This is a genomic window from Actinoplanes sp. NPDC048967 (genome assembly GCF_040649415.1).
Lineage (GTDB): Bacteria > Actinomycetota > Actinomycetes > Mycobacteriales > Micromonosporaceae > Actinoplanes.
This window is the reverse complement of sequence record NZ_JBEZFL010000001.1, coordinates 557,742-578,811: the sequence shown is the minus strand read 5'-3', so window position 1 is coordinate 578,811 and position 21,070 is coordinate 557,742. Positions and strand designations below refer to the sequence as shown.

The window sequence follows — 21,070 nt, the reverse complement described above, 5'->3', positions numbered from 1 at the left end:
AAATGGCCGGGGTACCCGGGGCGCCATGCGTGTCCTCGGTATCAATGCGATCTTCCACGATCCGGCTGCCGCCCTGGTCGTCGACGGCCAGGTGGTCGCCGCCGCGGAGGAGGAGCGGTTCAGCCGGCGCAAGCACGGCAAGCGGCCGGTGCCGTTCTCCGCCTGGGAGCTGCCCGAGCTCGCCGCCGCCTGGTGTCTGGAGAGCGCCGGCCTCAAGCCGGGCGACCTGGACGCGGTCGCGTACTCCTTCGATCCCGGCCTGACCCGGGACGCCGCCGAGCTCGGCCTGGCCGACCCGTGGGACCACCTGCGCGTCGACTACGCCCGGCGGGCGCCGCAGTTCCTCGCCGCCGCGCTGCCCGGGCTCGACCCGGAGCAGGTCCGCTTCGTCCCGCACCACGTGGCCCACGCCGCGTCGGCCGGCCTCGCCGTCGAGGAGGACAGCGCCGTGCTGGTCCTCGACGGGCGTGGCGAGGTGGCCAGCCATCTGTCCGGCGTCTACCGCGATGGCGAGTTGACCGTCCTGGCCGGACAGGGCCTGCCGCACTCGCTCGGCCTGCTCTACGAGGACCTGACCCGCCACCTGGGCTTCCTGCACTCCAGCGACGAGTACAAGGTGATGGCGCTGGCCTCGTTCGGCACGCCGAAGTTCCTGCCGCTGCTGCGCGAGCTGGTGCACGCCAACGACGACGGCGGTTTCACCGTCGAGCGCATCGACTGGTCCGCGCTGGCCAAGGCCCGCAGCGCCGAGGGCGAGATGACCGACGCGCACGCCGACCTGGCCTCCAGTGTCCAGGCCCGGCTCGAGGAGGTCATGCTCGACCTGGCCCGCTGGACGTACGACGCCGCCGGCGGTCCGAAGACGCTGACCATGGCCGGTGGCACCGCGCTCAACTGTGTGGCCAACGCGCGGATCGCGGCGCAGGGCCCGTACGAGCGGGTCTGGGTGCAGCCGGCCGCCGGTGACTCCGGCACCGCCCTGGGCGCCGCCCTGAGCGTCTCCCGCGAGGCCGGTCCGGTCGTGCCGTTCACCGGGGCCGACCTGGGCCGGGGCTGGAGCGACGAGGAGCTCGAGGCCGAGCTGCAGCGGGCGGCCCTGCCGTACACCCGGCCGGAGTCCATCGCCGCCGAGACCGCGCGGGTGCTCGCGGACAACGGCATCGTGGCCTGGTACCAGGGCCGCAGCGAGTACGGCCCGCGCGCCCTGGGCCACCGGTCGCTGCTCGCCCACCCCGGCGACCAGGACACCCAGACCCGGATGAACAACGTCAAGGGCCGCGAACAGTTCCGCCCGATCGCGCCGATGGTCCGGGCCGAGCGCTTCGCCGACATCTTCGACGGCGTCTACCCGAGTCCGTACATGCTCTTCGTGCACCAGGTGAAGCCCGAGTGGCGGGACCGGATCCCGGCGGTCGTGCACGTCGACGGCACCGCCCGCGTGCAGACCGTGCACACCGGGTCCGAGCCGTTGGTGGCCGAGATGCTCGCCGAGTTCGAGCGGCTCACCGGTCTGCCGGTGGTCGTCAACACGTCGCTGAACACCGCCGGGCGGCCCATGGTGGACACTCCGCGCGAGGCGATGGAGCTGTTCGGCTCCGCCCCGGTGGACCTGCTGGCTCTCGGGCCGTTCGCGGTGCACCGCGCCGCGGCCTTCGGGGGCGGCCGATGACCGGAGTCTCCGTCGTCGTCCCGACCCTCGGCCGGCCCAGCCTCACCGCGCTGCTGAGCGCCCTGGCCGCCGGGGCCCCGGCCCCGCTGCCGGTGGAGCTGCTGCTGGTCGACGACCGCCCGGCCCCGGCCGAGGAGCTCGAGCTCCCGCCGGGCGTCGACGCGAAGATCCTCACCGGCCGGGCTGCCGGTCCGGCCGCCGCCCGCAACGTCGGCTGGCGCGCCGCGAGCCACGAGTGGGTGGCGTTCCTCGACGACGACGTGCTGCCCGATCCGGACTGGTTCGTCCGGCTGGCCGCCGACCTCACCGGCGCTTCCGCGTCGGCCGGGGGAGTGCAGGGCCGGCTGCGCGTACCGCTGCCGGAGCACCGGCGGCCGACCGACTGGGAACGGGTCACCGCGGCGCTCGCCGACGGCGCGTGGATCACCGCCGACATGGCGTACCGGCGGGCCGCGCTGGAGGCCACCGGTGGCTTCGACGAGCGGCTGCCGCGGGCCTTCCGTGAGGACGCCGAGCTGGCGTACCGGGTGCGGGCGGCGGGTTGGGACCTGGTCCGGGGCTCGCGCACGGTCACCCACCCGGTGCGCCCCGAGGACCGCTGGGTCAGCGTGCGCACCCAGCGCGGCAACACCGACGACGCGCTGCTGCGCCACCTGTACGGCCCGGGCTGGCGCGGCAAGCTCGACATCCCGCCCGGTCGCCGCCCCCGGCACCTGGCCGTCACCGCCGCCGGCACCCTCGCCGCCGGTGCGCTGGCCACCGCGCTGCTCACCCGGCGACGCGGGGCGCTGACCGTGGCCGCCGCCGCGGCAGCCGCCTGGGGTGCCGGCACCGCGGAGTTCGCCGCCGCCCGGATCAAGCCCGGTCCCCGGGACCGCCGGGAGGTGGTCACGATGCTCGCCACCAGCGCCGCGATCCCGCCCGTGGCCGTCGCGCACTGGGTGCGCGGCTGGTTCATATGGCGGGGCGCGCGTCCGCTGGAGACCGCGCCGTGACCGCTCTCTTCGATGCCGTCCTGTTCGATCGGGACGGCACTCTCATTGTCGATGTCCCTTACAACGGCGACCCGGCGCTGGTCGAGCCGATGCCGGGCGCCCGGGCCGCGCTGGACCGGCTGCGGGCCGCGGGTCTGCGGCTGGGCGTGGTCACCAACCAGTCCGGCCTGGCCCGGGGCCTGTTCACCGCCGAGCAGCTCGCCGCGGTCAACGCCCGGGTCGAGGAACTGCTCGGCCCGTTCGACACCTGGCAGGTGTGCCCGCACGACGACACCGCGGGCTGCACCTGCCGCAAGCCCGCCCCCGGCCTCGTGCTGGCCGCCGCCGAGGTGCTGGGCACGAGCCCGGCGCGCTGCGTCGTCGTCGGTGACATCGGCCGGGACATGGTCGCGGCCGGGGCGGCCGGCGCCACCGGGATCATCGTGCCGACCGCCGTGACGCTGAGTCCCGAGGTCGCCGCGGCGCCCGCCCGAGCCACCGATCTGGCCGGTGCCGTCGACCTCATCCTCGAGCGGCAGACTCTGGTCACCCCGCGCGAGCCGCGCCGACCCGGCGGCACCGTGCTGGTCGTGCGGTCCGACTCGGCCGGGGACGTGCTGCTCACCGGGCCGGGCATCCGGGCCGTCGCGGCCGGCGCCGACCGGGTCGTGCTGCTCTGCGGGCCGCGCGGGCGGGCCGCCGCCGAGCTGCTGCCCGGCGTGGACGAGATCATCGAGGCCCGGCTGCCGTGGATCGACCCGCAGCCGGCGCCGGTCGGCCCGGACTTCGCCGGTGAGCTGGTCGCCCGGCTCGCCGCTGTCGGCGCGGACGAGGCCGTGGTCTTCACCTCGTTCCACCAGTCCGCGCTGCCGCTGGCGTTGCTGCTGCGTACGGCCGGGGTCGCGCGGATCACGGCGATCAGTGACGACTATCCCGGCTCGTTGCTGGACGTCCGGCACCGCGTACCGGTGGGGGTGCCCGAGGCGGAGCGCGCCCGCTCGGTCGCGGCAGCCGCCGGTTTCGCCCTGCCGGACGGCGACGACGGCGCCCTGCGGGTGCGGGTGGACGCGCCGGACACCGCCGATGACTACGTTGTCGTGCACCCTGGCGCCTCGGTCGACGCCCGGGCCTGCCCGCCGCAGACCATGCGCGCGATCGTCGTCGCGCTGGAACGCGCGGGACACCGGGTGATCGTGACCGGCGGCCCGGACGAGCAGGCGCTGGCCGCCGCCGTGGGCACGCCGGCCGGCGCGACCAGCCTGGCCGAGCTGACCCGGCTCATCGCCGGGGCGTCCTGTGTGGTGGTCGGCAACACCGGTCCGGCCCACCTCGCCGCGGCCGTCGGCACCCCCGTCGTCAGCCTCTACGCCCCGACCGTCCCCTTCGGTCAGTGGGGTCCGTACCGGGTGCCCTACGTGCGCCTCGGCGATCCTGGCGCGGCCTGCCGCGACACCCGCGCCGCGGTCTGTCCCGTGCCGGGCCACCCGTGCCTGGCCCGGATCGACCCGGCCGAGGTCGTCGCCGCCGTACGCCTGCTCGGTGTCCCCGTTCCCGTCATCAGTGAGGTAGCCGCGTGAACATCCTGCTCTGGCACGTGCACGGTTCCTGGACGACGTCGTTCGTCCAGGGCAAGCACCGCTACCTCGTCCCCGTGAACGCCGCCCGCGACGAGTGGGGCCGCGGCCGGGCCCGCACCTTCGACTGGCCCGCCTCCGTCGAGGAGATCGACCCGGCCGACGTGCGCGACGTGGACGTCGTCGTGCTGCAACGGCCCGAGGAGCTCGACCGGGTCGCGCACCTGGACGTGCCGAAGATCTACGTCGAGCACAACACCCCCAAGGGCGACGTGCCGAACAGCCGGCACCCGATGGCCGACCGGGACGACCTGATCGTCGCCCACGTCACCCATTTCAACGACCTGTTCTGGGACGTCGGCGGCACCCGGACCACGGTGATCGAGCACGGCATCGTCGAGCCGGCCGCGCGCTGGACCGGCGAGCTGGACCGCTTCGCGGTGGTCACCAACGAGCCGGTCCGGCGCAACCGGGTCACCGGCACCGACCTCATGCCCCGGTTCGCCGCGGTGGCACCCCTGGACGTGTACGGCATGGGCGTCGCCGGCCTGCACCTGGACGGGGTCACCACCTACGACGACCCGCCGCAGGCCCGGATGCACGCCGAGATCGCCCAGCGGCGGGCGTACCTGCACCTGTGCCGGTGGACCTCGCTGGGGCTGAGCCTGATCGAGGCCATGCAGATCGGCATGCCGGTGCTCGCGCTGGCCACCACCGAGGCGATCGCCGCCGTACCGGACGACGCCGGCGTGCTCGCCACCCGCGTCGACACGCTCGTCGACGCCGCCCACTGGCTGATCGAGGAGCCCGAGCAGGCCCGCCTGCTCGGCGCCCGGGCCCGCCAGGTGGCGCTGGCCCGCTACGGCCTGGACCGGTTCCTCGCCGACTGGGACCGCTTGCTGGAGGAGGAGACATGCGCATAGCGATGATCTCGGAGCACGCCAGCCCGCTCTCCGCCCTCGGTGGCGTGGACGCGGGCGGTCAGAACGCGCATGTCGCCGAACTCGCCGCCGCCCTGGTCGAACAGGGCCACGAGGTGCGGGTCTACACCCGCCGGGAGAGCCCGGACCAGCCCCGGGTCGTCCCGGCCAACGGGTTCCAGGTGGTGCACGTGCCGGCCGGACCGGCCGCTGTGCTGCCCAAGGACGACCTGCTGCCGTTCATGGGTGACTTCGCCGAGTGGATGGCCGCCGACTGGCGTGAGCACTGGCTGCCGGACGTCGCGCACGCGCACTTCTGGATGAGCGGGCTGGCCGCCGTGACCGCCGGACGGGCCTGCGACGTGCCGGTCGTGCAGACCTACCACGCGCTCGGCTCGGTCAAGCGCCGTCACCAGGGCGCCGCGGACACCAGCCCGGCGCACCGGGTGGCCTACGAGCGCCAGCTCGGCCGGGTCGTCGACCGGGTCGTCGTGCAGTGCCAGGACGAGGTCCGCGAGCTGATCCGGCTGGGCGTGCCGCGCGCCCGGATGGCGCTGGTGCCCTCGGGCGTCAACACCGACCGGTTCCGCCCGGACGGCCCGGCCGAGCCCCGCGACCCGGCCGTGCCGCGGATCATCACGGTGGGCCGCCTGGTCGAGCGCAAAGGCTACGAGGACCTGATCCGGGCGATGCCGGCCGTGCCCGGCGCCGAGCTGGTCATCGTCGGAGGACCGCCGGACGGCTCGGTCGACGACCACCCGTACGCCCGCAAGCTGCGCGCCCTCGCCGAGCGCAGCCGGGTCGGCGACCGGGTCCGGCTCGCCGGCGCCGTGGCCGCCGCCGACATGCCGCGCTGGTACCGCTCCGCCGACCTGCTCGCCGCCACCCCCTGGTACGAGCCCTTCGGCCTGACCCCGCTGGAGGCCATGGCCTGCGGGGTGCCCGTGGTCGCCACCGCCGTCGGCGGGCTCACCGACACCGTGGTCGACGGGATCACCGGCGACCTGGTGCCCGCCCGGGACCCGCGGGCGCTCGGCTCGGCGCTGCGCCGGTTGGTCACCGACGAGGTGCGCCGGTTCTCCTACGCGGCGGCCGCCGTCGATCGGGCCACCCACTCCTACTCCTGGCGGCACGTGGCCCTCCGGCTCGCCGCCGTCTACGCCGCTGTCACCGGCCGCACCCTGGCCGAGGACCAGACCCGAGAGGCAGTCGCCTGATGGACCTCCTGGACGAACACCTCACCGGCATGGCCGCGGCGCTGCTGCCGTACCGCGCGGCGGCCGCCGACCGGCTGGCCCGCTGGGGCGGCGAGCTGGCCCGGCACCTGGGCCACGGCGGCCGGCTGCTGGTCGCCGGCAACGGCGGCAGCGCGGCCGAGGCCCAGCACCTCGCCGCCGAGCTGGTCGGCCGGCTGCGTGACGAGCGGATGCCGCTGTCGGCGATCGCGCTGACCCCGGACTCGTCGGCGGTCACCGCGATCGGCAACGACTACGGCTTCGACGAGATCTTCGCCCGCCAGGTCCGCGCCCACGGCCGCCCCGGCGACGTGCTGCTGCTGTTGTCGACCAGCGGCCGCAGCCCGAACCTGCTCACCGCGGCGGACGCCGCCCGGGAGATCGGCGTGCGCACGTGGGCGATGTGCGGGCCGGGGCCGAACCCGCTCGCCGACGCCTGCGACGACGCGCTGTGCTGCCCGTCGCCGGACTCCCAGGTGGTCCAGGAGCTGCACCTGATCTCGGTCCACGTGATGTGCGAGTACCTGGACCGGGCCCTGCCGGTGGTGCTGGGAAAAGCACCGGCGCGACCCGTGCGGCGCATGCAGCCGGTGCTGGCGTCATGAACGGGCCGCTGCTGGTCATCGTCGGGGACACCCTGCTGGACCGGGATGTCGAGGGCACAGTGCGGCGGGTCGCGCCGGACGCGCCCGCCCCGGTGCTGGAGGAGGAGTCGGTCACCGACCGGCCCGGCGGCGCCGGCCTGGCCGCGCTGCTCGCCGCCGGTCAGGGCCACGACGTCGCCCTGGTCACCGCGATCGCCGACGACGAGGCCGGGAGCCGGCTCTGCGAGCTGCTCACCGACGCCGGCATCGCGGTCTATCCGCTGCCGCTGGCCGGTGCGACCGCCGAGAAGGTACGGCTGCGCGCCGACGGTCAGGTGCTGGTGCGCCTGGACCGGGGCGGCGAGCCGGTGGCACCGGGCGACCCGAGCGAGGCAGCCCTCGAGGTGCTCAAGGAAGCCTCGGCGATCCTGGTCAGCGACTACGGCCGCGGTGTGGCCCGCAATCCCCGCCTGCGCGCCGCGCTGCAGGAGGCCAAGGCGCCCGTGGTGTGGGACCCGCACCCGAACGGGCCGGCCCCGGTGCCCAACGTGCGGCTGGTGACCCCGAACGAGGCCGAGGTCCGCAAGCTCGCCGACGACGCCGGTGCCGGGCCGATGCTGAGCACGGTGCACCGCGCGGGCCAGCAGTTACGGCAGCGCTGGCGGGCCGGTGCGGTCGCTGTGACGGTCGGCGCGAACGGCGCGGTGTTGTGTCACGCCGGGTCGACGCCGCTGGTCGTGCCCGCTCCGAACGCCGCCGACGGCGACACCTGCGGTGCCGGTGACCGGTTCGCCGCGACCGCCGCGCTGGCCCTGGCCTCGGGTGCGCTGGTCTCCGAGGCGGTCCAGCAGGCGGTCACCGCGGCGACCGAGTACGTGGCGGCCGGCGGTGTCACCGTCGCCCTCGCCCCGCCCGCGGACAAGCCCGACCGGCAGACCGAGGAGGCGAGCCGGGTGATCGCCCGGGTCCGCGCCCAGGGCGGCACGGTCGTGGCCACCGGCGGCTGCTTCGACCTGCTGCACATCGGTCACCTGGCGACCCTGCAGGCCGCCCGCAAGCTGGGCGACTGCCTGGTCGTGTGCCTCAACTCCGACTCCAGCGTCGCCGCCCTCAAGGGCCCGGACCGGCCGCTCACCGGCCAGGGCGACCGGGCCCGGCTGCTCGCCGCCCTCGACTGCGTGGACGCCGTCGTGGTCTTCGACGAGCCGACGCCCGAGGCCGTGCTGGCCCGGCTGCGCCCGGACATCTGGGTCAAGGGCGGCGACTACGCCGACGGCGGGCCGGACCTGCCCGAGGCCGAGCTCATGCACCGCTGGGGTGGCCAGACGGTCATCGTCCCCTACCTCGACGGCCGTTCCACCACCAGGACCATCGCCGCCGCGCGCGGCCATTCGGAAGGAAACTCATGACCGACGCTGTCATCGTCACCGGCGGATCCAGCGGCCTGGGCGCCGCCGTCGTGGACGCCGTGCTCAAGGCCGGCGGCCGTCCGTTCGTCATCGACCGGCAGCCGCCCGCCGAGGGTGTCCCGTGGGTCGAGTGCGACCTGGCCGACACCCGGGCCGCCGAGGCGGCCACCCGCGAGGTCATCGCCCAGGCCGGCGGCAGCATCGACGGGGTGGTCACCGCGGCCGGCATGGACGTGCCCGGTGCGCTGGCCGACATCCCGGGCGAGACGTGGGACCGGATCGTCATGATCGATCTGCTGGCCACCGCCGCGGTCATCCGGGCGGCCATCCCGGCCCTCAAGGAGTCGCACGGCACGGTCGTGACCGTCGCCTCCACACTGGGCATCAAGGCGGTCAGCGACGCGACCGCGTACTGCGCCGCGAAGTTCGGCGTCGTCGGCTTCACCCGTTCGCTCGCCGCCGAGCTGGCCGGGCAGGTCGGCGTCACACTGCTGATCCCCGGTGGCATGCGGACGAAGTTCTTCGACGACCGCGACGAGCAGTACAAGCCGGGCCCGGACGCGATCCTCAACGACCCGGCCCAGGTGGCCAACGCGATCATGTTCGCGCTGACCCAGCCGGCCGGCAGCGCTGTGCGGGAGCTCATCGTCGCGGCCGAGCAGGAGACGTCGTACCCGTGATCCTGGTGCTGCGCGCCCTCGGCGTCGGCGACCTCGCCGCGGGCGTGCCCGCACTGCGGGCGCTGCGTGCCGCGTTCCCGGACCGGACCCTGGCGCTGGCCGCACCGGCCTGGCTGACGCCGCTGATCGAGCTGATCGGCGGCGTCGACCGGATCGTGGCCACCGACGGGCTGGCCGCGCCGCCGGCCGTGCCCGCCCCGGAACTGGCGGTCAACCTGCACGGCAGCGGCCCGGAGTCGCACCGGCTGCTCCAGGCGTTGCGACCCGCGCGGATGTGGGCGTTTGCCAGCGCCGGCGCGGGGCATCTCGACGGCCCGACCTGGGCCGAGGAGGAGCACGAAGTGCGACGCTGGTGCCGGCTGCTGAGCCATTACGACGTACGGGCCGATCCCGGCGATCTGTCCCTGGCCGTGCCCGGGGTCGACGGGCGGCGAGGGGTCACGATCGTCCATCCGGGCGCGAAGTCCCCGGCGCGCCGCTGGCCGCACTTCGCGGTGGTCGCCCGAGAGCTGGCCGCGCGGGGCCACGACGTGGTGGTCACCGGCTCGGCGGGGGAGCGGGAGCTCGCCATGACGGTGGCCCGCGACGCCGGCCTGCCACCGGCCGCCGTCCTGGCCGGGGACACCGGCCTCGATGAGCTGGCCGCGCTCGTCGCCCACGCGCGGCTACTGGTCAGCGGGGACACCGGCATCGCCCACCTGGCCACCGCGTACCGGACGCCGTCGGTCGTGTTGTTCGGGCCGGTGCCGCCGCGCCGCTGGGGGCCGCCGCCGGACCGCGCGTACCACCGGGCGATCTGGCACGGCACCCGGGCCGAGCGGGGCGACACGATGGACCCCGGGGTGCATCCCGCACTGCTGCGGGTGAGCGTCGACGAGGTGCTCGCGGCGGCCGGCGAGGCGGAGAAGGCGCGTCATGCGTTTGCGGCGTAGTGATCTGAGCAAGTCCGGCTACGGCCGGCGCCGCTCCGGCAAGGGCTTCCGCTATCTCGACACCGACGGCACCACGACGCTGCGCGACCGGGACGCCGTCACCCGGATCAAGGAACTGGTGATCCCGCCCGCGTGGACCGACGTGTGGATCAGCACCGATCCGCGCGGGCACATCCAGGCCACGGGCCAGGACGCCGCCGGCCGCAAGCAGTACCTCTATCACCCGGACTGGCGCACGGCCCGCGACGAGAAGAAGTTCGAGCACGCGCTGGAGATCGCCGAGCGGCTGCCGGAGATGCGCTCGCGGCTCTGCACCGACCTCAGCGGGCGGGGCCTGACCCGCGAACGGGTGCTGGCGGCGGTGGCCCGGCTGCTCGACATGGGCATGTTCCGGGTCGGCAGCGACCAGTACGCCCGCCGCGACGAGGACCCCTCCTACGGCCTGTCCACGCTGCTGCCCGAGCACGTCCGGGTCCGGGGTGGCTGCGTGGTGCTGGAGTTCACCGGCAAGTCCGGGGTCGAGCACGCCAACCCGGTCGAGGACGGCGAGGTCTGCCAGGTGCTGCGTGACCTCAAGCGGCGCCGGCGGGGGGAGCAGCGGCTGTTCGCGTACTGGGATCCGGCCGGGCGGCGGTGGCGCGACATCCGGGCCGACGACATCAACGCGTACCTGCGGGAGATCAGCGGCGAGGAGATGACCGCGAAGGACTTCCGGACCTGGCACGGCACGGTCAAAGCGGCCGAGGAACTGGCTGCCGCCGGGCCGCAGGAGACGAAGACCGGTCGCAAGAAGGCTGTCTCGCACGCCATGAAGGAGGTGGCCGAGATGCTCGGCAACACCCCGGCGGTCGCCCGCAGCTCGTACGTGGACCCGCGGGTCGTGGAGGAGTTCGAGAAGGGCCGGACCGTGCCGCAGGACGAGCCGGTCGAGCAGGCGGTGCTGGACCTGCTCTCGGACTAGTTTCGCGCCTCGGCCCGCGGGAACTTCGACGGTATGCCCGCACGCGAGAATCTGCCGAGCACCATCAAGCGGTCGCCGCGCAAAGCCCAGGACACCTACGCGGCGACCCTGGACAGCGCCGTCGAGCAGTACGGCGACGGCGAGCGCGCGCACCGCACCGCCCTGTCGTCGCTCAAGCACTCGTTCGAGAAGGTCGGCGACCACTGGGAGCCCAAGGAGCAGCGCGGCCCGAGCGACGCGCAGGCCGAGGGTGGTGTCGACACCGACCGACCCACGGCGGGCGGCGTGGACGCCAACGCGAGCAAGAAGCACCTGCTGGAGGTGGCCAAGCGGCTGGACGTGACCGGTCGCTCCCGGATGACCAAGGATGAGCTGGTCGAGGCGATCGGCAGGGCCAACGACGCGGCCAGCCGGCGCGCGCTGAAGGCCGAACGCGAGGACTGATCAGATCTGGGATAGCATCCCGAATATGAGAGATGCCCTGGACGAGCGGCTGGCGTCCCGCGTCGCCGAGCTGCGGGTCGCGCGCGGCTGGTCGCTGGACGACCTGGCCGGCCGCACCGGCGTGAGCCGTTCCACGCTGTCCCGCCTCGAACGCGGCGAGATCAGCCCGACGGCCTCGCTGCTCGGCAAGCTCTGCACCGCGTACGGCTGGACCATGTCCCGCCTGCTGGCCGAGGTCGAGGCCGAGCCACCGGCCGTGGTCCGCGCCGCGGACCAGGCCCGCTGGCGCGACGAGTCCGCCGGCTTCACCCGCCGCAGCGTCTCCCCGCCGCACGCCGGCCTGCGCGGCGAGCTGATCGAGGGGGTCCTCGAACCCGGCGCCGACATCTCCTACGACGCGCCCCCGGTGAGCGGCATGGAGCAGCACGTGTGGGTGCTCGACGGCCGGCTGGAGCTGACCGACGACCGCACCCCGCACCGCCTCGACGCGGGGGACTGCCTGCGGTTCCGCCTCTGGGGCCCGACCCGCTTCCACAACCCGGGTCCAGGCCCGGTCCGCTACGCCGTCTTCGTGGTGCTGCCGTGACCGTCACCCGGCTCACCGGCGACGACTTCGCCGCTCACCTGCCGGCCCTGGCCGACCTGCTCGTCGACGCCGTGGCCGGCGGCGCCTCCGTGGGCTTCCTGGCCGGCTTCGACCACGCGGCCGCGACCGCCTGGTGGCAGTCCCGCGCCGGCGCGGTCGCGGACGGCAGCCTGGCCGTGTGGATCAGCAGCGGTCCGGCCGGCGTCACCGGCACGATCAGCCTGGCGTACGCGGAGAAGCCCAACGCCCGGCACCGTGCCGAAGTGATCAAGCTGGCCGTGCGCCGCGACGCGCGGGGCCACGGCCTCGGCCGCCGGCTGCTCGCCGCCGCGGAGGAGGCAGCCGCCGCCTCCGGGATCACCCTGTTGCTGCTCGACACGGAGACGGCCAGCGCGGCGGAACGGCTCTACGAGTCGGCGGGCTGGCACCGGTACGGCATCGTCCCGGACTACGCGGCCGACCCGGCGGGTGAGCTCCGGGACTGCAGTTTCTTCGTCAAGAAGCTCGGCTGACTGTCGGGAATCCGCCTTTCCACAGTGGAAGGGCCGGGGCGGGCGCTGCGCTAGCCTGACGCCCTATGGGCCGGCGCTATCGGGTGCTCCTCGTCTCCAGCAGCGGCGGTGTGCTGCTGGATCTGCTCGCCCTGCGACCGTGGTGGCAGGGTCACGACCCGGTCTGGGTCGCCGTGCCGGCCCCGGACACCGAGGTCGCCCTGGCCGGGCAGCGGGTGCACTGGCGTCCCGAGCTGACCACCGGCACCAAGCTGCGGGTCGTCCCGGCGGCCTGGCGAGCGCTGCGGCTGCTGCGCGCGGAGCGGCCCGACGTCATTGTGTCGGCCGGCACCGGCGTGGCGGTCGGCTTCTTCCTCGCGGCCCGGCTGCTGCGCGTGCCCGCGCTGTGGCTGGAGACGTTCAACATGACCGGTCCGCCCGGGGCCGCGGCCCGGATCTGCGCCCGGCTCGCCGCCGCCGTGCTGGTGCAGCGGCCGGCCCTGCTGGAGACCCGCCGCCGCGCGGTGCTGATCGGGGAGCTCTACTGATGGCCCGCGTTCTGGTCACCGTCGGGATGGGCCCGTGGCCCTTCGACCGGCTCATCGCCGCGCTGGCCCCGCTGTGCGCCGAGCACGAGGTGTTCGCCCAGACCGGCCCGTCCACCGTCGTCCCGCCCTGCCCGCACGCGGCTTTCCTGCCGCTGGACGACCTGCAGGAACGGCTGGCCGCCGCGGACGTCGTGCTCACCCACGCCGGCAACACCGTGCGGCTGGTGCAGCGGCTCGGCGGCGTGCCGGTGGCCGTGGCGCGGGAGGCGGCGCGCGGCGAGATGGGCAACGATCACCAGGTCGAATATCTGCGGGCCGAGGAGCGGGCCGGCCGGGTCGTCGCGGTCTGGGACGTCGGCGAGCTGGCCGGGGCGGTCGCCCGCCACCGCGAGGACGCGCGGCGGTTGCTCGCCGAGCGCCCGCTGCCGCCGGCCGTCTCCGACGAGCGGCTCGTGGCCGTCCTCGACGAGCTCTGCGGGCGGCTGGTGCGATGAACCCGTTCGCCGGCCATCCGCTGCACCGGTACGCCTTCGCCTGGGAGCAGCTCGACGGGCGCACCGGAAGGCATCTCGACCTCGGCTGTGGCACCGGCGACTTCCTCGGCGTGCTGCACACCGCGGGCAGGGTCGTGGCGGAAGGGGCCGACCCGCATCCCGGATATCTGGCGCAGGTGCGGGCGCGGCACCCCGGGCTGACGCTGCACCAGCTGACCGTGGGCGCACCGCTGGAGCTGCCCGACGCCTCCTACGACTCCGTGACCGCGCTCGACATGCTGGAACACGTACCGGACGAGGCCAAGCTGCTCGCCGAGGCGCACCGCGTGCTGGTCCCCGGCGGGCTGCTCGTGGTGACCGTGCCGCGCCGGCACGTCTTCTCGTTCCTCGACCCGGACGACGCCAAGTTCCGGCTGCCGCGGCTGCACCGCTGGGTCTACACCCGCCGCTTCGGCGCCCGCGTCTACCACGAACGCTTCACCGACCTGGCCAACGACCTGCGGGGCGACATGTCCGTCGGTAAGGACCGGCACACCAACTACCGCACGCCGGAGCTGCTGGGGCTGTTGCGGGACAACGGCTTCGAGCCCGTGGTGGTGACCGGGGCCAACCTGTTCTGGCGCTGGCTGCAGATCCCGGCCCTGCTCACCGGCGGCGCGCTGCGGCGGCTGCTGGAGCGCGGCATCCATCTGGACGGGCGGCTGTTCCGCTCGGCCAATCTGTTCGTCGCGGCGAGGAGACTGCCATGACCCTCGGTGAGAAGGCCCGGCTGGCGGCGTTCTTCGGCCGGCTGGCGGTCAAGGAACGGTTCGCGCCCCGGCTGCACGTGCGGCCGCTGGTCGCCGAGCTGTTCCTCACCGACAACTGCAACCTGCGCTGCACCAGCTGCGGCTGCTGGACCTCGAACACCAAGGGCGAACTGTCCACCCAGGAGTGGCAGGACGTGCTGCGACAGCTCGTGGCGCTGCGCATCCACAAGGTCAACTTCACCGGCGGGGAGCCGCTGATCCGGCCGGACGCGATCGCGCTGATGGCGTACGCCCGCAGCGCCGGCGTACGCCACCTGCACCTCAACAGCAACGGCATCCGGCTCACCCCGGCCGTCCTGGACGAGGTCATCGCCGCGGGCGTGCGCAGCTTCAACGTCTCGGTCGACGGCCCGACCGCCCTGGTCCACGACCGGATCCGGGGCCGCCTGGGCGCGTTCGCCACCACCACCGGGCACCTGCGGCACCTGATCGCCCAGCGTGACCGGCACCGGCTCAAGGTGCGGATGAACTTCACCGTCATGCGCGACAACGTGGACAGCCTGCCGGCCATCGCCGCGCTGGCCCAGGAGCTCGGCGTCGCCCTCTACCTCAACCTGGTCACCGACCGTACGTTCCTGTTCCGCACGGACGCGGTGACCGACCAGACCGCCGTCGACCGCGGCCGCCTCGACGCCGCGCTGGCCGAGCTGGAGGACCTGGCCCGCCGGGACCGCCGCTGGCTGCCGCGCTACTCCGACCTGCGCTACCTGCGCGGCCACTTCAGCGACCTGGTGCAACGTGACCTGCCGTGCGCCGAGTCGCAGCTCAAGCTGATGATCCACTCGCAGGGCCAGGTCGGCGGGTGCTGGGCCCACGACCCCACCGCCACCGTCCGCTCCCGGTCGCTGGCCGCCATCGTCGACGCCCCCGAATACCGCGAGGAGCACGCCAGGCTGTTCCGCAAGGAGTGCGTCGGCTGCGGCAGCAACTACAGCCTCAACCTGCGGTGGCGGCCCGGCACGTACCTCGCGGACCTGCAATGGCGCGCGGGACGGAAGTCCCTTGCGGCCTAGCCGGCCCCTCTACGACGCGCTCGCCGACGGCTACGAGCAGCACTTCGCCGTGCCGCACCGCCGCGCCTACGACGACCTGGCCTGGGAGCAGACGGCGGCCCTGCTGCCGCCGCCCCCGGACCGGATCGTCGACGCCGGCTGCGGCGTCGGGCGCTGGGCGCGCCGCCTGCGGAGCCTGGGGTACGACGTGACGGGGGTCGAGCAGTCCCCGGGCATGATCGCCGCCCTGCGCCGCCACCCGAGCGATCCCGGGTTCACCCTCGTCGAGGGGTCGATGACCGACGCGCGGCTGCCGCCGGACGCCGGAATGGTGCTGGCGATGGGGTCATTGCAGTACACCGACGACCCCGAGGCCGCGATCGCCCACCTGGCCGGCTGGCTGCGTCCCGGCGGCGTCCTGGCCGTCCTGGTCGACTCGCTGGTCGCCCTGGTGTTGGAACTGCTGCGCGACGGCCGCGAGCAGGAGGCCCGGCAGCGGCTGGCCACCCGGCGCGGGGTGTGGCGTCAGCACGGCCTGGAAGCCGACCTGCACCTGCTCGACCGGGCCCGGCTCGAGGCGGCGTTCACGGCGGCCGGCCTCACCGGCATCCGCACCCGCGGCCTGCTGGTCACGGCGACACCCCTGGGCCGCGACGAGCTCACCCGCCGGCTGACCACCGACCGCGACGCCCACCTGGCCCTGGAACGGCACCTGCTGGAGTCGCCCCTGCTGGCCGACACCGGCAAGCAGCTCCTGGTCACCGGCCGCCGTCGCGGGCCGGCTGGTCCGGCGTAGGCCACTCCTCGATCCCGAGCACGCGCAGCAGCGCCAGCCGCTCGCGGGCCTCGTCGTCGGCCGGGGTGAGAACCACCAGCTCCTGACCCTGGTCCGGGGTGACCAGGGTCTCGCAGTCCATCCGCAGCCGGCCCACCCGCGGATGCCGGAACGTCTTGCGGTCCATGCGCCGCACCGCCACCTCGTGCTCGGCCCAGAGCCGCCGGAAGTCGGCGCTCGCCGCCTGCAGCCGGTCGACGAGCCCGGCGACGGCGGGATCACCGGACCGGCGGCCGGCGGTCGCGCGCAGGTCGGCGACCAGCCGGCGGCTGTGCTCCTGCCGGTCGTCGTCCGCGTGGGTGGCGCGGGCGGCCGGGTCGGTGAACCAGCGGTACACGACGTAGCGCCGGTCACCGGAGAAGTGGGTGAGATCGCCGGTCAGCAGGAAGGACATCCGGTTCTGGGCCAGCACCTCACCCAGGTCGGACAACACCATGGCCGGGGTGTCACCGAGCAGGTCCAGCATGCGCATCAGACCGGCCCGGGCCTGGCCGGCGATGCCCTCGGCGGGCGGGGGACGGTGCCCGGCCAGGTGGAACAGGTGGTCACGCTCGTCGTCGGAGAGGCGCAGGGCCCGGGCCAGCGCACCGAGCAGCTGGGTCGAGGGCTGACTGCTGCGGCCCTGCTCCAGGCGTACCACGTAGTCGACCGACATGCCGGCCAGCATGGCCACCTCCTCGCGGCGCAGGCCGGTGGTACGCCGGCGCGGCCCCTCGGCGATGCCGACCTGGGCCGGCCGGACGGCCTCGCGGCGGCGGCGCAGGAAGTCGGCGAGCTGCTCACGATGCATGACCTCATGGTGCTCCGCGCCGGGCCCGGGTATCCAGGGAGCGGCTCTCCCACGATGAACGCTCCGCTCCCGCCCGCGCCGGGCCGGGTCCACGGTTGATCCATGATGCAGACACGAACCTTGGGCAGGACCGGGCCGGCCGTCTCCACGCTGGGCCTGGGCGCGATGGGCATGTCGGGCGCGTACGGCGCGACCGACCGCACGGAAGCGATCGCCACGGTGCACGCCGCGCTGGACGCGGGCGTGACCCTGATCGACACCGCCGACTTCTACGGCATGGGCCACAACGAACTGCTGCTCGGCGAGGCCCTGCGCGGCCGCGACCGGGACAGCTACCAGCTGAGCGTCAAGTTCGGCATGCAGCGGGGGCCGGGCGCCACGTTCGGCGGCCAGGACAGCCGCCCGGAGGCGGTGCGCAACTTCCTGGCCTACACGCTGATCCGGCTGGGCGTCGACCACATCGACATCTACCGTCCCGCCCGGCTGGACCCGGCGGTGCCGATCGAGGACACCGTCGGCGCGATCAAGGAGATGATCGACGCCGGCTACGTGCGGCACCTGGGCCTGTCGGAGGTCGGTGCGGAGACGATCCGCCGGGCGCAGGCCGTGCACCCGGTGGCGGACCTGCAGATCGAGTACTCCCTGCTGTCCCGGGCGGTGGAGGCCGAGGTGCTGCCCACGCTGCGGGAACTGGGGATCGGGCTGACCGCGTACGGGGTGCTGGGCCGCGGTCTGATCTCCGGGCACTGGTCCGCCGGACCGCCCGGACCGGGCGACAGCCGCGGCTTCAGCCCGCGGTTCGCCGGCGGCAACGTGGAGCACAATCTCGCCCTGGTGGAAGCGCTGCGCCGGGTCGCCGGGGCGAAGGGCTGCACGGTCGCGCAGTTGGCCATCGCCTGGGTGGGGGCGCAGGGGCCGGACATCGTGCCGCTGGTCGGCGCGCGCACCCGGGAACGGCTGGCCGAGGCGCTGCCCGCGGCCGAGCTGACCCTGACGGCGGACGACCTCGCCGAGATCGAGCAGGCAGTGCCGGCGGGGGCGGCCCGCGGCGACCGTTACCCGGCGGCTTTCATGGCTTCCCTCGGCGTGGGCAACTAGCGTCGTCCATGCTGTGCGGGTGGCGAGGCGGGCAGCTCCGGGGCCTTTCTGGATGTTCCTGTGGGCGGTGGTGTCGGTGTCGGCCCCACTGGTCCTGTACCCGTTCTTCCATCGCGCCGAGGAAGTCATGTCCGAGGGCCCGACGGTGGTGTGGTGGATGCTCGCCCCTCCGCCGCTGCTCGCCGCCGTCTCCGCCGCGCGCGCCGGCGGGCGGATGTGGCGTGCCGTCACCATCGGCACCGTCGTCGCGGCCGCATATCTGGGCCTCTCCTGGGCGGTGTATCGCTGGGGCATCCCGGTGCGGCGGACGGTCGGCGCGGAGGCCTTTCTCGGCCTGCCGCTGGCCGCGACCGGAGCCTTGATCGGTTACCGGCTGGGCCGCCCGGGAGCGCGCGGTGGCCGGTGGCCCGGCCGGGTTGTCGCCGGCGCGCTGATCGCCGTGGTCGGTGCGTCGCTGGTTCCCGTGACCGTGCAGCGGGGTGCCGAGTTCAGCTTCCGCAGCTTTCCCGCCGGACCGGACGAGATCCGGGTCGATCGGCCGGTGCCGCTCACCCTCGTGGCAGCCGGCCGGTACGGCCTCTACGCGGTCGGTTCCGCACCGACCGACCCCGACTGCCAGGTGACCGGCGCCGGCCAGCCCGATCGGGCGGTGGAGCTGCTCCCCGTCAAGCCCGGCACACCCGGCGTCGATGCCACTCCGGCGTATCGCTGGATCGGCGAATTTCAGGTGCCCGCGGCGAGCGAGTACTCCCTGACCTGCCGGGGGAGCGTCGCCGCCGCGACCTACTCGGTCAACCGGGTCCCGCGGATCCGCGGGGCGGTGGGGACGCTTGTGCACTGGCCGCTGCCGATTCTGTGGCTGTTCGGGGCGCTCCCCGGACTACTCCTGATCGCGACCGGCTTACGGCGCGCGATCAGCTGATGAGGCTCACGCCCAGGGCGAGGACGGCCAGCCCCTGCAGGACGGCCCGGGGGACGATGATGCGGTCCCAGGCGCGTTGCCAGCCGCGGACGTCGGCCGGAGTCTCGTGGGCGTCGGCGGCCACGGTGAGCCGCCGGTTGATGGGCGCGCTGACCCGCAGGTAGAGCAGCACCCAGACCACCAGCAGCACGAATGCCGCCCCGGCGGTCGCGGCCGCGGCGGGACGGCCGGCCAGCGCGGCGAGCACGGCCGCGGCGGCCGCCGCGATGACCCCGAGGATCCCGGGTACGGGCATGCGCCGGTCAGCGACGCGGTGCAGGTTGCCCATGACCGCCGTGAGGGTGCTGTCGTCGACGCGCGCGAGGGCGGACCGCTGGACGAGCGCGCAGAAGGCGTCGGTGCCGTAGACGATTCCGGTGCTCAGGACGGCCAGCAGGGCGGCGAGTTGCGACACCAGTGTCATGCCTGGGCCTCGGGACCGCCGAGCGCGGGCAGGGCACCGATCTGCTGGAACATCTGCATCAGGTTCAGCTGGTCCCAGTGCTCGACGAACAGGCCGTCGCGCACGCGCCAGATGTCGATGCTGCGCATCTCGACGGGCTGGCCGCTGGCCGGGATGCCCAGCAGGTCCCCGGTGTGGGTGCCGCGGTAGACGAAGCGGCCGACGACGCGGTCCCCGGAGACGATCAGGTCCTCCATGGTGACCCGCACGTCGGGCAGGCCGGTGAAGAACGCGGACCAGAACTGGCGGTTGGCCTCGCGTCCGTCGGCGACGAAGTCGTTGTGGTTGCGGTAGTCCTCGGCGATGAACCTGTCCACCAGGTCCGGGTTGTGGGTGTTGGTCATCTCGACGAAGAGGTCGGCGAGCTGGTGTCCGGGCGTGGTCATGTCAGGCTCCGATCGCGGTTAGCACTGCTAGCGCCAGCGACGCTAATCCGCGATTCCGCTCGCGTCAATAGCAGTGCTAGCGAAGCTGTCGGTGCTATAGTCGGGCATGGCTATCGAGGACCGCCGGCAGCGCGAGCGCGACGCCCGCCGCCGGCTGATCACGGCGACGGCGCGCACCCTGGCCGAGACCGAGGGCTGGGAGGCGGTCACCACGCGCCGGCTGTCCACCGAGATCGAATACAGCCAGCCCGTGCTCTACAAGCATTTCGGCTCGATGGAGGACATCGTCGAAGCCGTCGCGGTCGAGGGCTTCGAGGAGCTAGCCGAGACCCTGCGCGCCGCCCGCGGCGACAGCCGGGCGCCCGGTGACGAGCTCGGCCGGGTCGCCGCCGCCTACAGCGGCTTCGCCACGAAGAATCCCGCGCTGTTCGACGCGATGTTCATCCGGTCCACCCGACTGCACTTCGCCGCCGAGGACACGCCGGTGCCGCTGAAGGAAGCCTTCGCCGAGCTGCGCGCGGCGGTCGCCACGATCGCCGGCGGGCGCGACGTCGACACTCTCACCGAGGTTGTCTGGTCGGCGCTGCACGGACTGGTGGTGCTCGGCCGCAACGGCCGGCTACGCCCGGGCCATGACACCGCCCGCATCGAGCTCCTGGTCACGCAGCTGCGCGCCGCGTCGGCCTAGGGCCGGCCCTTCAGGCACACGAACGGGCCACGGACGCCCGCGTTGAAGCGTTCGGCCGCGGCCAGGGCCTTCTTCACCCGGCGGCGCGGGCCCAGCGCGGTGCCCGCCGTGGCGTAGAGCGCGCCCAGGGCGATCTGGTCACCGCAGCCGACCGCGGCGAAACCGTCGGCCGCCTTGGCCACCTGGTAGTCGTCGTGGACGGCGAAGAGCTGCCCGCGTACGCCGACCAGGAACGTGCCGCCCTCCTCACGGTCGTTCTCCTTGGCCGCCCAGCCGCCCGCCTTGAGACAGTCGCGCACCGCGTCGATGAACGTCGTCGCCATGAACCGGTCCAGGTCACCGGTGGGCTTCGGCAGGGCCAGCGAATACCGGATCAGCTGACCCATCCGGAACGAGGTGGTGAAACCGAACAGGTAGCGGTTCTTGCGGAAGACCTTCGCGTCGGCGCGCACGGTCAGGCTCAGGCCCGACACACCCGCACTGTCCCCGCCGATGTAGACCGAACCCGACTGCGTCAACCCGGCGATGGCCGTCATGGGTCCACCGT

Annotated in this window: 25 protein-coding genes; 21 read left to right on the top strand and 4 right to left on the bottom strand. The window is 74.1% G+C overall.

Annotated features, from left to right (window positions below):
- Positions 1-25 precede the first annotated feature (25 nt).
- From AB0C12_RS02790 to AB0C12_RS02705, 18 genes are all read left to right on the top strand, one after another.
- On the top strand, positions 26-1,669 hold the full coding sequence (locus AB0C12_RS02790; RefSeq protein ID WP_360543442.1) for a carbamoyltransferase C-terminal domain-containing protein: 1,644 nt from the start codon (positions 26-28) through the stop codon (positions 1,667-1,669).
- A complete protein-coding gene (locus AB0C12_RS02785; protein WP_360543440.1) occupies positions 1,666-2,664 on the top strand; it encodes a glycosyltransferase in 999 nt (332 codons plus the stop codon). Before AB0C12_RS02790 ends, AB0C12_RS02785 begins: the two co-directional genes overlap by 4 nt.
- Positions 2,628-4,220 (top strand): HAD-IIIA family hydrolase, encoded by a 1,593-nt coding sequence (locus AB0C12_RS02780; protein ID WP_360543438.1) that lies wholly within the window; start codon positions 2,628-2,630, stop codon positions 4,218-4,220. The genes AB0C12_RS02785 and AB0C12_RS02780 overlap by 37 nt, the downstream gene beginning before the upstream one ends.
- Complete coding sequence (locus AB0C12_RS02775; protein ID WP_360543436.1) at positions 4,217-5,140, top strand: glycosyltransferase; 924 nt, start codon at positions 4,217-4,219, stop codon at positions 5,138-5,140. The genes AB0C12_RS02780 and AB0C12_RS02775 overlap by 4 nt, the downstream gene beginning before the upstream one ends.
- The gene (locus AB0C12_RS02770) at positions 5,131-6,354 is read left to right on the top strand and encodes a glycosyltransferase (protein ID WP_360543434.1); all 1,224 of its coding nucleotides are present in this window, start codon (positions 5,131-5,133) and stop codon (positions 6,352-6,354) included. Before AB0C12_RS02775 ends, AB0C12_RS02770 begins: the two co-directional genes overlap by 10 nt.
- A complete protein-coding gene (locus AB0C12_RS02765) occupies positions 6,354-6,977 on the top strand; it encodes an SIS domain-containing protein (protein ID WP_360543432.1) in 624 nt (207 codons plus the stop codon). Before AB0C12_RS02770 ends, AB0C12_RS02765 begins: the two co-directional genes overlap by 1 nt.
- The gene (locus tag AB0C12_RS02760) at positions 6,974-8,365 is read left to right on the top strand and encodes a PfkB family carbohydrate kinase (RefSeq protein ID WP_360543430.1); all 1,392 of its coding nucleotides are present in this window, start codon (positions 6,974-6,976) and stop codon (positions 8,363-8,365) included. The genes AB0C12_RS02765 and AB0C12_RS02760 overlap by 4 nt, the downstream gene beginning before the upstream one ends.
- Entirely contained in the window at positions 8,362-9,045 is a 684-nt protein-coding gene (locus tag AB0C12_RS02755; RefSeq protein WP_360543428.1) for an SDR family oxidoreductase, read from the top strand. Before AB0C12_RS02760 ends, AB0C12_RS02755 begins: the two co-directional genes overlap by 4 nt.
- Positions 9,042-9,977, top strand: a complete 936-nt coding sequence (locus AB0C12_RS02750) for a glycosyltransferase family 9 protein (RefSeq protein ID WP_360543426.1) — start codon at positions 9,042-9,044, stop codon at positions 9,975-9,977. Before AB0C12_RS02755 ends, AB0C12_RS02750 begins: the two co-directional genes overlap by 4 nt.
- Entirely contained in the window at positions 9,961-10,938 is a 978-nt protein-coding gene (locus AB0C12_RS02745; RefSeq protein WP_360543424.1) for a DNA topoisomerase IB, read from the top strand. Before AB0C12_RS02750 ends, AB0C12_RS02745 begins: the two co-directional genes overlap by 17 nt.
- Positions 10,939-10,971: 33 nt before the next feature.
- A complete protein-coding gene (locus tag AB0C12_RS02740) occupies positions 10,972-11,382 on the top strand; it encodes a ChaB family protein (protein ID WP_360543422.1) in 411 nt (136 codons plus the stop codon).
- A 25-nt stretch (positions 11,383-11,407) separates the two neighbouring features.
- On the top strand, positions 11,408-11,968 hold the full coding sequence (locus tag AB0C12_RS02735) for an XRE family transcriptional regulator (RefSeq protein ID WP_360543420.1): 561 nt from the start codon (positions 11,408-11,410) through the stop codon (positions 11,966-11,968).
- Positions 11,965-12,480, top strand: coding sequence for a GNAT family N-acetyltransferase (locus AB0C12_RS02730; RefSeq protein ID WP_360543418.1), 516 nt, complete (start codon positions 11,965-11,967; stop codon positions 12,478-12,480). The genes AB0C12_RS02735 and AB0C12_RS02730 overlap by 4 nt, the downstream gene beginning before the upstream one ends.
- A 65-nt stretch (positions 12,481-12,545) precedes the next feature.
- Positions 12,546-13,007 carry a hypothetical protein gene (locus tag AB0C12_RS02725; protein WP_360543416.1) on the top strand — a complete coding sequence of 154 codons (462 nt, stop codon included), beginning with the start codon at positions 12,546-12,548 and terminating at the stop codon, positions 13,005-13,007.
- A complete protein-coding gene (locus AB0C12_RS02720; RefSeq protein ID WP_360543414.1) occupies positions 13,007-13,501 on the top strand; it encodes a hypothetical protein in 495 nt (164 codons plus the stop codon). Before AB0C12_RS02725 ends, AB0C12_RS02720 begins: the two co-directional genes overlap by 1 nt.
- Positions 13,498-14,250 (top strand): methyltransferase domain-containing protein, encoded by a 753-nt coding sequence (locus tag AB0C12_RS02715; RefSeq protein WP_360543412.1) that lies wholly within the window; start codon positions 13,498-13,500, stop codon positions 14,248-14,250. Before AB0C12_RS02720 ends, AB0C12_RS02715 begins: the two co-directional genes overlap by 4 nt.
- Positions 14,247-15,323, top strand: coding sequence for a radical SAM protein (locus AB0C12_RS02710; protein WP_360543410.1), 1,077 nt, complete (start codon positions 14,247-14,249; stop codon positions 15,321-15,323). Before AB0C12_RS02715 ends, AB0C12_RS02710 begins: the two co-directional genes overlap by 4 nt.
- On the top strand, positions 15,313-16,098 hold the full coding sequence (locus AB0C12_RS02705) for a methyltransferase domain-containing protein (RefSeq protein ID WP_360543408.1): 786 nt from the start codon (positions 15,313-15,315) through the stop codon (positions 16,096-16,098). Before AB0C12_RS02710 ends, AB0C12_RS02705 begins: the two co-directional genes overlap by 11 nt.
- Here AB0C12_RS02705 and AB0C12_RS02700 read toward each other — a convergent pair.
- The gene (locus AB0C12_RS02700) at positions 16,061-16,927 is read right to left on the bottom strand and encodes a helix-turn-helix transcriptional regulator (RefSeq protein ID WP_360543406.1); all 867 of its coding nucleotides are present in this window, start codon (positions 16,925-16,927) and stop codon (positions 16,061-16,063) included. The two genes, AB0C12_RS02705 and AB0C12_RS02700, sit on opposite strands and share 38 nt — an antisense overlap.
- A 102-nt stretch (positions 16,928-17,029) precedes the next feature.
- On the opposite strand from AB0C12_RS02700, the gene AB0C12_RS02695 reads away from it, so the two are divergent.
- The gene (locus AB0C12_RS02695) at positions 17,030-18,025 is read left to right on the top strand and encodes an aldo/keto reductase (RefSeq protein WP_360543404.1); all 996 of its coding nucleotides are present in this window, start codon (positions 17,030-17,032) and stop codon (positions 18,023-18,025) included.
- A 76-nt stretch (positions 18,026-18,101) separates the two neighbouring features.
- Positions 18,102-18,947, top strand: a complete 846-nt coding sequence (locus AB0C12_RS02690) for a hypothetical protein (protein ID WP_360543402.1) — start codon at positions 18,102-18,104, stop codon at positions 18,945-18,947.
- Here the strand turns inward: AB0C12_RS02690 and AB0C12_RS02685 are convergent.
- Together AB0C12_RS02685 and AB0C12_RS02680 are read right to left on the bottom strand one after the other, a co-directional pair.
- Positions 18,940-19,410 (bottom strand): DUF1772 domain-containing protein, encoded by a 471-nt coding sequence (locus AB0C12_RS02685; RefSeq protein WP_360543400.1) that lies wholly within the window; start codon positions 19,408-19,410, stop codon positions 18,940-18,942. The two genes, AB0C12_RS02690 and AB0C12_RS02685, sit on opposite strands and share 8 nt — an antisense overlap.
- Positions 19,407-19,835 (bottom strand): ester cyclase, encoded by a 429-nt coding sequence (locus AB0C12_RS02680; RefSeq protein WP_360543398.1) that lies wholly within the window; start codon positions 19,833-19,835, stop codon positions 19,407-19,409. The genes AB0C12_RS02685 and AB0C12_RS02680 overlap by 4 nt, the downstream gene beginning before the upstream one ends.
- Before the next feature lie 106 nt (positions 19,836-19,941).
- Between AB0C12_RS02680 and AB0C12_RS02675 the strand changes: the two genes are divergently transcribed.
- Positions 19,942-20,523: a TetR/AcrR family transcriptional regulator gene (locus tag AB0C12_RS02675; protein ID WP_360543396.1), complete on the top strand. Its 582-nt coding sequence runs from the start codon at positions 19,942-19,944 to the stop codon at positions 20,521-20,523.
- Here the strand turns inward: AB0C12_RS02675 and AB0C12_RS02670 are convergent.
- A complete protein-coding gene (locus AB0C12_RS02670) occupies positions 20,520-21,059 on the bottom strand; it encodes a hypothetical protein (protein ID WP_360543394.1) in 540 nt (179 codons plus the stop codon). The two genes, AB0C12_RS02675 and AB0C12_RS02670, sit on opposite strands and share 4 nt — an antisense overlap.
- Positions 21,060-21,070: the final 11 nt, after the last annotated feature.